Raw genomic sequence first — 10,019 nt, forward strand, 5'->3', positions numbered from 1 at the left:
CGCCCCAGCGGGGCCACACCGCGCACCGCCTGACGCGACGCACCCCGCTGCCCAAAAGCGGGAAGCGGCGCAGCCGCTTCAATACAAACGCCTGGGTCCCCGCCTCCGCGGGGATGACGGGATTCAGAGGATCCGGTTGAACCAGACCAGCGAAAGCCCTGCCGACAGCAACGCCAGCGCCGCCGCCGCCATCGCGAACAGTGCGGAGATCTCGGTCTCCTTCTTCTCCACCGTCAGCTTGGAGCTGAGCGTCTCGTAGACCTTCTTCAGGTCCTGCGCCGTGCCGGCGTAGAAGTATTCGGCCGAAGTCTTGTTGGCGATCGCCTTGAGCGTTTCCTCGTCGAGGCGAACGCGCATCGACCAGCCTTCGAAGCCGATCGTCTCGCCGTCCACCGTGCCGATGCCCACAGTGTAGACGCGCACGCCGCGGTCGGCGGCCATCTTGGCGGCTTCCAGCGGGTCGACGCCGGTGGTGCGCTGGCCGTCGGTCAGCATGATGATCGCCGCCGAGGGATAGGAGCCCGGCGCGACCGGCGTGAACTCCTTCTTCGGCTTCTTGTCGCCGTCGATGGCGAAGCCCCGCTGGCGCTCGCGGCCGCCCTGCAGCGAGTCGAGCTCGATGCCGGCGTCCGGGAACAGCGTGGCCAGCGAGATCACGATCGCATTGCCGGTCGCGGTGGCGCGCTGCAGCTGGAAGCGGTCGATCGCGGTGACGAGGTCTTCGCGGTTGACGGTCGGCAGCTGCGCCACCTGGGCCGAGCCGGCGAAGGCGACGATGCCGACCTTCACGTGGCGCGGCAGCTCGCCCAGGAAGGCCTTGGCGGCGCTCTGCGCGGCGGCGAGCCGGTTGGGCTGGACGTCGGTGGCGCGCATGCTGCCGGATACGTCCATCGCCAGGATGATGGTCTGCTGGTTCGACGGCAAAGTGACCACCGCGACCGGCCGCGCCGCGGCCAGCATCAGGGCGGCCATCGAGAGCAGGAACAGCACCGGCGGGATGTGGCGGCGCACCTGCGAGCCCTTGCCCATCGCTTCCTTCACGATGGACAGCGAGGCATAGCGCACCGCCATCTTCTTCTTGCGCCGCAGCAGCATGACGTACAGGGCCACCAGCACCGGCAGGGCCAGCAGCAGCCAGAGGAACTGGGGCCAGAGGAATTGCATGGTCGTTCTCCCCGGATCAGGCGGCGCGGCGCAGGTGGGCCGGCAGGCCGCCGGAGGCTAGTTGCGTGCGGCGCTTGCGCATGTCGACGAAGCGCACGATGGCGTCGACCAGGTCGGCGTCCGTCGAGAGCTCCAGTGCGTCGACGTTGCTGCGGACGAGCGCCTCCCGCAGCTCGGCCTCCCGTTGCGCGGCGATGCGCGCGAATCGCTTGCGGAAACCGGCGTCGTGGGTGTCGACCACCACCTGCTCGCCGGTCTCGGCGTCGCGCAGCGTGAGCAGGCCGAGGTCGGGCAGGTCCAGCTCCAGGGGATCCAGCACGCGCACGGCCACGACCTCGTGCCGCTGCGCGAGCTGCGCCAGGGCCTTCTCCCAGCCCGGTTCGCTGATGAAGTCGGACACCACGAAGATGGTGGAGCGGCGCTTGATCATGCTGGCGCCGGACGCGAGCAGCTCCTGCAGCCGCGTCGGCCCGCTCTCGGTGGTGACCACGCGGTCCAGCATGCTGTGCAGCAGGTGCAGCACGTGGCGGCGGCCGTTGCGCGCCGGGATGATGGAATCGACGCCGGCGCCGTACAGCATGGCGCCCACGCGGTTGCCGTGGCGCGTGAGCAGGCGCGCGAGCACCGCCACGAACTCGGCGGACACGTTGCGCTTGCGCAGTTCGCCGGAGCCGAAGTCGATCGAGGGGCTGAGGTCGAGCAGGAACCAGGCCGACATCTCGCGGTCCTCGGTGAACACGCGCACGTGCGGCGACTGCATGCGGGCAGTGACGTTCCAGTCGATGTGGCGCACGTCGTCGTGCAGCTGGTATTCGCGCAGGTCGGCGAGATCCAGGCCGGTGCCGCGCAGCAGCGTGCGGTAGTCGCCCTGCAGCAGGCCGTCGAGCCGGCGGATGACCTTCCACTCCAGCCGGCGCAGGACCTGCTCGGCGTGGTGCGCAGGGGATGCGGCCTCAACCTCCTCCAGTGCCACCGCGGAACTGGCTTCGCCAGGCCGCTGGTGGCGCCCCCCTGGGGGGGAGGCGCCGGAGGCGCTTCGGGGGGGGGCCTGTTTACGCCACCAGCTTTTCATGTTCCAGGGGTTTGGGCGGCGCCGGGATCTTGGCCATGATCTTCTGGATCAGCATGTCGGAGCTCAGGCCCTCGGACAGGGCTTCGTACGACAGCACCACGCGATGGCGCAGCACGTCCGGCACCAGGTCGACCATGTCTTCCGGCAGCGCGTAGCCGCGTCCGCGCAGCATGGCCAGCGCGCGGGCGCCTTCGGTCAGGTTGATCGTGGCGCGCGGGCTCGCCCCGTAGGTGATGAACCGCGCGAGGTCCTTCAGGCCGTGGCGGTCGGGCGCGCGCGTGGCGGACACCAGCTTCACCGCGTACTGCACCAGCGAGGGATCCACGTAGACCTCGCGGCATTCGCGCTGCAGCGCCGCCAGCTGCTCGGTGGTCGCGACCGGCGAGACGTCGACGGCGGGGCCGGTGACGCGCTGCACGATCACGAATTCTTCCTCGTCCGTCGGATAGTCGACCAGCACCTTCATCATGAAGCGGTCGACCTGCGCCTCGGGCAGCGGATAGGTGCCCTCCGTCTCGATCGGGTTCTGGGTGGCCATCACCAGGAAGGGATGGGGCACCTTGTGCGTGTCGCCGGCGATGGTCACCTGGCGTTCCTGCATCACTTCCAGCAGCGCGCTCTGCACCTTGGCCGGGGCACGGTTGATTTCGTCGGCCAGCAGCAGGTTGGCGAACACCGGGCCCAGCGAGGTGGAGAAGTCGCCGGTCTTCTGGTTGTAGATGCGCGTGCCCACCAGGTCGGCCGGCACGAGGTCGGGCGTGAACTGGATGCGCTTGAACCGGCCGCGCATGGTGCTGGCCAGCGTCTTGACCGTCAGCGTCTTGGCCAGGCCCGGCACGCCTTCCACCAGCAGGTGGCCCTGCGCCAGCATGGCCACCATCACCCGCTCGAGGAACCGGTCCTGGCCGACGACGACCCGCTTCACTTCGTAGAGGATCTGTTCCATCAATTGCGCCGTGGCGCTGTCGGTGCGATTGGTGTTGTCCATGCGGTCCTGCTGGGGATGGAAGGAGGGGCGGCCGTCAGAACGGCGGCAGCCCGGCGGCGGAAGCGGCGTTCTCGATCGGCACGGCGAAGCCGATGCCGAGGAAGGTGCGCGCCGAAGTCGGGTTGAGGATGGCGGTGACGATGCCCACCACCTCGCCGTCCATGGTGACCAGCGGGCCGCCCGAATTGCCGGGATTGGCCGCCGCGTCGAACTGGATCAGGTTGCGCATCTCCTGCTTGCCCTCGGGGGAGCGGAACACGCGGCCGAGGCCGGAGACGACGCCGCCGGAGGCCGAAGGGCCGATGCCGAAGGGGAAGCCCACCGCCAGCACCTTGTCGCCGGGCGCGAGGTCGCTGGTGGAGCGCATGGTGGCGGCGATCATGTCGTCGGGGATCTTGGCGGCCTGCAGCACCGCGAGGTCGTTCTCGGCCTGCACGCCGGTGATGGTGGCGTTGGCTTCCAGGCCGTCGTAGAAGATGACCTTGATGCGGTCGGCGCCGTGCACGACGTGCAGGTTGGTGAGGATCACGCCCTTGTCGATGATCACCACGCCGGTGCCGACGCCGTTCTCGATCTCGTCGCCGTCGCCGGTGAGGTCTTCCTGCGCCGGGCCCAGCGGCTTGGGCTTGGAGCTCCTGGCGGCCAGCTTGGGCTCGAGCTCCTTCAGCCGGCTTTTCTTGATGTAGCTCACCACGCGCACCACCGACGGCCGGATGGCTTCGTAGGCCCGCGCGTACTCCGACGGCATGACCTGCGTCTCCATGGTCTTCAGGACCGCGGCGTTGATGTCTTCCTGCGTGAGCTTGCGCTGCATCGGCCGCAGGGCGAGACTGCTCGCCAGCGCGATCCCGAGCAGCAGGATCGCGGTCCACAGCAGGGCGGGGCTGGACGGGGAGATGCCGAAGCGGCGCTTGCGGGCGGGAGCGGCCGCCGCGGCGGCCTCGGGCTGCGCTTCGGCAGGGATGGCCTGCGTCGCTTCGCTGGCGGGAGCGGCAGGCCGGGCAGGGCGGCTGGAACTGTAGAGGGCTGGCCTGCGCATCCGTATTCCTTGGAGTGTTTCCGGAAGGTCCGCCGGGGCGGCGCCGATGCTGCCCAGGCGATGGCACACGGTATCACGGTTTGCTGGCCAGTGCACGGCTTGCGGCATCATGGGCGACCGATGTGGATCGATACGCACTGCCACCTGGACGCAGGGGAATTCGCGGGCGACGTGGACGCCGTCCGCCGCCGCGCCGCCGGGGCCGGCGTGGCGCATTGCGTGCTGCCCGCCGTCGGCCCCTTCAACTTCGACCGCGTGCGCGAGCTGGCGCACCGGCATGGGGACAGCTACGCGCTGGGCATCCATCCCCTTTACACGCCCGACACATCCGAGGACGACCTCGCGATACTCGACCGTGCCCTGGAGACGCACCGTGACGACCCGCGCCTGGTGGCGGTGGGCGAGATCGGCCTGGACTACTTCGTGCCCGGGCTGGACGCGGCGAAGCAGGAGTTCATCTACCGCGCGCAGCTGGAGCTCGCGCGCAAGCACGGCCTGCCCGTGCTGCTGCACGTGCGCCGTTCGGCGGACCCGCTCCTGAAGCAGCTGCGCCGCATCCCGGTCACCGGAATCACGCATGCTTTCAACGGCAGCGCGCAGCAGGCGGAGGAGTTCCTGCGGCTCGGCTTCCGGCTGGGATTCGGCGGCACGCTGACGTTCGACCGCGCCCTGCAGATCCGCCGGCTGGCGCGCGAGCTGCCGCTCGACGCCCTGGTGCTGGAGACGGACGCGCCGGACATCCCGCCGCACTGGCTGTACCGCACGGCGGGAGAACGCAGCGCGGGCGCGGTCCAGGGCCGCAACGAGCCGGGCGAGCTGCCGGCGATCGGGGCGGTGCTGGCGGGCTTGCGGGGGATGGAGGCGGGCGAACTGGCCGAAGCGACCACGCGCAATGCCTGCGCGGCGCTGCCGCGGCTGGCATCCTTGCTGCGACGCGAGGCGAAGTGAATCGCCATGCCGGGCCCGTCCCGGCAGCCAGGCCGACCTAAGCCAGGCTCGCGGCCTTCTCTTCCATCTGCACCAGCTGCGCGGCCAGCTCCTCGTCGCCCGCCTGCAGCTGCACCACGTGGGCGGCGACCTGCGTGAGGCACACCTGCATCTCGTGCCGGGCCTCGATGGCGGTCATCAGCTCCTCGGGCACCAGCGGGCGGTAACCGACGGCCTCGAGCAGCGGTTGCAGCGATTGCTGCAGTTGCGCCGCCGCCGGCAGCACCTTGTCCTGCAGCGTCGCGCAAAGGTGGTTGCGCTGCTCCGCCATCCGTTCGCACAGCGCGTGGATGCTGCGGGCGTGGCCGCACAGGCGGTGCACCGTGTGCAGGCGCTGGTGCAGGGTGGTGCCGCGGCGCGCGAGTTCGTCCAGCGCGCGCTGCGAGATCTCCGCGGTCACCGCCGTGCGGCGATGGCCCAGGTCGCGGTTCATCTGCGCGAGCCAGTGCGCGCCCTGGCGCACCCGCTTGCGCAGCGAGTCGGATTCCAGCACCAGTTCGATCCACAGCAGGCGGGCGACGGGACTGTCCACCGCATGCCGCTCGACCAGGACGCGCGACACGCCGGCCATGCGCTCGGCGGCCGCGATCACGACCGCGCCATGGCGGCCGAAGCCGGCGGCCTGCTCGCCGCCGCTGCGCCCGGCCAGGAAGTCCAGCGCCTCCATTTCGGCATGCAGCGCGTTCGCCGCATGTTCGATCTCGCCGAGGCCGCCCGGGCGGTGCTGGTGCAGCTTGCGCCGCAGCGCCTCGACGCGCGGCACCCGCTTGGCCACCAGCGCTTCCAGCAGCTGGCTGGTGGCCGCGGCCAGCGCCGCCGCGGAACGCTGCGCCGGCATCCTGGGCGGCGGCGGCTCGAAGCTTCCCTCGGCGTCCGATCCCCAGACCATCTGCCCCACCATCGTCGACGGCGGGAAGGAGGAAATGGGCTCCGGCATGAAGTCGGTCATTCGGTCCGTCAGCGCACGAAGCGCTTGGTAGTGCGTCTGGCAACATTTTGTAACCCGAAGGCGGATCGTCGACCGGGCCGGCGTGAAGAACCGCACAGGCACAAACCCGCGACCGCCCAGCGGGGCGGGCCGTGGGATGAGCGGGCAGGCCGCGCGCAACACCTGGCGGAGGCCGCGCGCCCCGTATGATCCGGCGCCGTGAAAGCGCCCCCTCAACTTCCCGAAGTGAATTTCTCCGACCACGGGGACATCCGCTACCTGCATCTCGGCACCGAGTGGATCCAGGGCTCCATGCTCCTGGATGCGCCCTACGAGATCCACCTCGAATACGTGCAGCGCATGATGGCGTGGCTGCTGTTCATGGAGCCCGCCTCGGTCGCGAAGCGGCACTCCATGCAGCTGGGACTGGGGGCGGCGTCGCTCACCAAGTTCTGCCACAAGAAGCTGCGGATGAAGACCACGGCCATCGAGCTGAACCCGCAGGTGGTCGCGGCCTGCCGGCTCTGGTTCAAGCTGCCGAAGGACGACTCCCGGCTGTCGGTGGTGCTGGGCGACGCGGCGGAGGTCGCGGCGCACGAGCACTGGCGCGGCCAGGTCGACGCGCTGATGGTGGACCTCTACGACCACGAGGCCGCCGCGCCCGTGCTCGATAGCGAGGACTTCTACCGCGATTGCCGCCAGCTGCTCACCGAGGACGGCTGCATGACCGTGAACCTGTTCGGCCGCTCCTCCAGCTACGAGCGCAGCCTCAAGCGCATCCGCGCCGCCTTCGGCGCCGAGGCCGTGTGGGCCTTCAAGCCCACGCGCGAGGGCAACACGATCGTGCTCGCCCTGCGCGAGCCCGTGCATCCCGTGCGCGGGGAACTGGGCGCGCGGGCCGACGAGATCGAGTCGCGCTGGGGGCTGCCCGGGCGCAAGTGGCTGCGGGTGTTCCGGCAGTCGTAGCGCAATGGTGGGCAAGCGGAGCTTGCCCACCCTACGGGATGCCGGTTCGTCGCTAACATCTCCCCCATGAGCGCGCATCCCAAGATCTCCGCCCGCACCACGCCCCGCGGCCCGCTGAACTGGCGGCAACTGGTGGAGTGGCTGTCCGAGGACGGGGTCATCTCGGCGGAGGAGGCGCGGCGCACCATCGCGCGCTGTTCGCAGGCCGAGAGTGCGCAGCACCCCCTGGTGCGGCTCGCGGCGGTGGCGATGACGCGCGCGGCGGACGGCAAGCCGCTGGACATCGAATCGCTCACCCAGTACCTGGCCGGCCGGGCCGGCATGGACTACCTGCGCATCGACCCGCTGAAGGTCGACGTGGCCAAGGTCGCCGACGTCATGAGCGCCGCCTACGCCGAGCGGCACAAGGTGCTGCCGGTGCAGGTGACGCCCAACGAAGTGGTGGTGGCCACGGCCGAACCCTTCCTCGGCGACTGGATCGAGGAGGTGGAACGCCAGGCCAGGCGCACCGTGCGCCGCGTGGTGGCCAGTCCGCAGGACATCCATCGCTACACCGCCGAATTCTTCGCGCTGGCGAAATCGGTGCGGGCCGCCCAGAAGAGCGGCGGCAACACCGGCGCCGCGAGCTTCGAGCAGCTGGTGGAGCTGGGCAAGAGCAACAAGCAGCTCGATGCCAACGACCAGGGCGTCGTGCAGGTGGTCGACTGGCTGTGGCAGTACGCCTTCGACCAGCGCGCGAGCGACATCCACCTGGAGCCGCGCCGCGAGCAGGGCGTGATCCGCTTCCGCATCGACGGCATGCTGCATCCGGTCTACCAGATGCCGATCTCGGTGCTCAACGCCATGACGGCGCGCGTCAAGCTGCTGGGACGCATGGACGTGGTGGAGAAGCGCCGGCCGCAGGACGGCCGCATCAAGACGCGCAATCCGCGCGGCGACGAGGTCGAGATGCGCCTGTCGACGCTGCCCACCGCCTTCGGCGAGAAGATGGTGATGCGCATCTTCGACCCCGACACCGCGGTGAAGGACCTCGACGCGCTCGGCTTCTCGCCCCACGACGCGCAGCGCTGGGAAACCCTGGTCGGCCGTCCCCACGGCATCCTGCTGGTGACCGGCCCCACCGGCTCCGGCAAGACCACCACGCTCTACTCCACGCTCAAGCGCCTGGCCACCGAGGAGGTGAACGTCAGCACGGTGGAGGACCCGATCGAGATGATCGAGCCGTCCTTCAACCAGACGCAGGTGCAACCCCAGCTCGATTTCGGTTTTGCCGAGGGCCTGCGGGCGCTGATGCGGCAGGACCCCGACATCATCATGGTCGGCGAGATCCGCGACCTGCAGACCGCGGAGATGGCGGTGCAGGCGGCGCTCACCGGCCACCTGGTGTTCTCCACCCTGCACACCAACGACGCTCCCTCGGCCATCTCCCGCCTGATGGAACTCGGCGTGCCGTCGTACCTCATCAACGCCACCGTGATCGGCGTGCTCGCCCAGCGCCTGGTGCGCACCCTGTGCAAGCAGTGCCGCGAACCCGACGGCGAGACGCCGCGCAGCGCCTTCGACGAGGTGGTGAAGCCCTGGAAGATCAGCGGCGGCTGGCAACCCTACAAGCCGGTGGGCTGCGTGGACTGCCGCATGACCGGCTTCCTGGGCCGCATGGGCCTCTACGAACTCCTCACCGTCAGCGAGGCCTTCAAGGAGAAGGTGTCCCGGGAGCCCAACCTCGGTGCACTGAAGCGGCAGGCCGTCGCCGATGGCATGCGCCCACTGCGGCTGGCCGGCGCCCTGCGCGTGGCCGAAGGCCTGACCACCCTCGAGGAAGTCCTGACGGCCACGCCGCCCCTGGACTGAAAACCCGACCTTTTTCCGGGGATTAGTCAGGTCCCAGTCGGGTAACCGGTTGTAGGTGGAATCCACATCGGGACGGGCCGGCTTCGCCCCCACAATCCGCCGGTTCGAAATCCCTGTGAGGAGACATACCCATGACAATCAAGAGCCAGAAGGACTTCTTCGCCGGGCTCATGTTCATGGTGGCCGGCATCGCTTTCGCGTGGGGCGCCACCAATTACACGATCGGCGAGGGCGCCCGCATGGGCCCCGGTTATTTCCCGCTCATGCTGGGCATCCTGCTCACGCTGATCGGCGCTTTCGTGGTGTTCGAAGCCCTCGTCGTGCAGACCGAGGACGGCGAACGCATCGGCACCATGGCCTGGAAGCCGCTGTTCTTCATCATCTTCTCCAACATCATCTTCGGCATCTGCCTCGGCGGCCTCCCGAAGATCGGCATCCCGGCCATGGGCCTGATCGTCGGCATCTATGCGCTCACCTTCGTGGCGGCGCTGGCCGGCGACGAGTTCAAGGCCAAGGAAGTGGCCGTCCTCGCCACCGTGCTGGCGATCGGCAGCTACCTGGCCTTCATCGTGCTGCTGAAGCTGCAGTTCCCCGTGTGGCCCAGCTTCCTGACCCGTTGAGAGGACGAGAAACACCATGGATCTGATTACCAACCTCTCGCTCGGTTTCGGCGTGGCCTTCACGCCGATCAACCTGCTGTATGCGTTCATCGGCTGCGTGCTGGGCACGCTGATCGGCGTGCTGCCCGGCATCGGCCCGGTGGCCACCATCGCCATGCTGCTCCCCGCCACCTACGCGCTGCCGCCCGTGTCGGCGCTGATCATGCTGGCCGGCATCTACTACGGCGCCCAGTACGGCGGCTCGACGACGGCCATCCTGGTGAACCTGCCGGGTGAATCGTCCTCGGTCGTGACAGTGATCGACGGCTACCAGATGGCGCGCCAGGGCCGCGCGGGCCCCGCGCTCGCCGCCGCCGGCATCGGCTCCTTCTTCGCCGGCTGCGTCGGCACGCTGATCCTGGCCG

The 10,019-nt window shown here is 69.4% G+C and carries 10 protein-coding genes; 5 read left to right on the forward strand and 5 right to left on the reverse strand.

Annotation, left to right across the window (positions count from 1 at the left end):
* Window positions 1-123: 123 nt before the first annotated feature.
* The 4 genes from VF522_RS16955 to VF522_RS16970 form a co-directional block, all read right to left on the reverse strand.
* Window positions 124-1,164, reverse strand: a complete 1,041-nt coding sequence (locus VF522_RS16955) for a VWA domain-containing protein (protein WP_330909475.1) — start codon at window positions 1,162-1,164, stop codon at window positions 124-126.
* Between the two features lie 16 nt (window positions 1,165-1,180).
* Window positions 1,181-2,137, reverse strand: coding sequence for a DUF58 domain-containing protein (locus VF522_RS16960; protein ID WP_330909476.1), 957 nt, complete (start codon window positions 2,135-2,137; stop codon window positions 1,181-1,183).
* Window positions 2,138-2,216: 79 nt separating this feature from the next.
* Complete coding sequence (locus VF522_RS16965; RefSeq protein ID WP_330909477.1) at window positions 2,217-3,224, reverse strand: MoxR family ATPase; 1,008 nt, start codon at window positions 3,222-3,224, stop codon at window positions 2,217-2,219.
* Window positions 3,225-3,258: 34 nt separating this feature from the next.
* Complete coding sequence (locus VF522_RS16970; protein ID WP_330909478.1) at window positions 3,259-4,263, reverse strand: S1C family serine protease; 1,005 nt, start codon at window positions 4,261-4,263, stop codon at window positions 3,259-3,261.
* A gap of 120 nt (window positions 4,264-4,383) precedes the next feature.
* On the opposite strand from VF522_RS16970, the gene VF522_RS16975 reads away from it, so the two are divergent.
* Window positions 4,384-5,211 (forward strand): TatD family hydrolase, encoded by an 828-nt coding sequence (locus VF522_RS16975; RefSeq protein WP_330909479.1) that lies wholly within the window; start codon window positions 4,384-4,386, stop codon window positions 5,209-5,211.
* A 37-nt stretch (window positions 5,212-5,248) separates the two neighbouring features.
* Here the strand turns inward: VF522_RS16975 and VF522_RS16980 are convergent, their stop codons facing one another.
* A complete protein-coding gene (locus VF522_RS16980) occupies window positions 5,249-6,187 on the reverse strand; it encodes a hypothetical protein (RefSeq protein WP_330909480.1) in 939 nt (312 codons plus the stop codon).
* A gap of 210 nt (window positions 6,188-6,397) precedes the next feature.
* On the opposite strand from VF522_RS16980, the gene VF522_RS16985 reads away from it, so the two are divergent.
* The 4 genes from VF522_RS16985 to VF522_RS17000 all read left to right on the forward strand — a co-directional run.
* The gene (locus VF522_RS16985; RefSeq protein ID WP_330909481.1) at window positions 6,398-7,144 is read left to right on the forward strand and encodes a spermidine synthase; all 747 of its coding nucleotides are present in this window, start codon (window positions 6,398-6,400) and stop codon (window positions 7,142-7,144) included.
* A 66-nt stretch (window positions 7,145-7,210) separates the two neighbouring features.
* The gene (locus VF522_RS16990; protein ID WP_330909482.1) at window positions 7,211-8,995 is read left to right on the forward strand and encodes a GspE/PulE family protein; all 1,785 of its coding nucleotides are present in this window, start codon (window positions 7,211-7,213) and stop codon (window positions 8,993-8,995) included.
* 131 nt (window positions 8,996-9,126) lie between these two features.
* The gene (locus VF522_RS16995; RefSeq protein ID WP_330909483.1) at window positions 9,127-9,615 is read left to right on the forward strand and encodes a tripartite tricarboxylate transporter TctB family protein; all 489 of its coding nucleotides are present in this window, start codon (window positions 9,127-9,129) and stop codon (window positions 9,613-9,615) included.
* 16 nt (window positions 9,616-9,631) lie between these two features.
* Window positions 9,632-10,019 (forward strand): tripartite tricarboxylate transporter permease (locus tag VF522_RS17000; protein ID WP_330909484.1); only part of this gene is annotated, 388 nt, incomplete at its 3' end.

It is taken from the genome of Ramlibacter sp. (genome assembly GCF_036383835.1).
In the GTDB taxonomy this organism is placed as follows: Bacteria; Pseudomonadota; Gammaproteobacteria; order Burkholderiales; family Burkholderiaceae_C; genus Ramlibacter.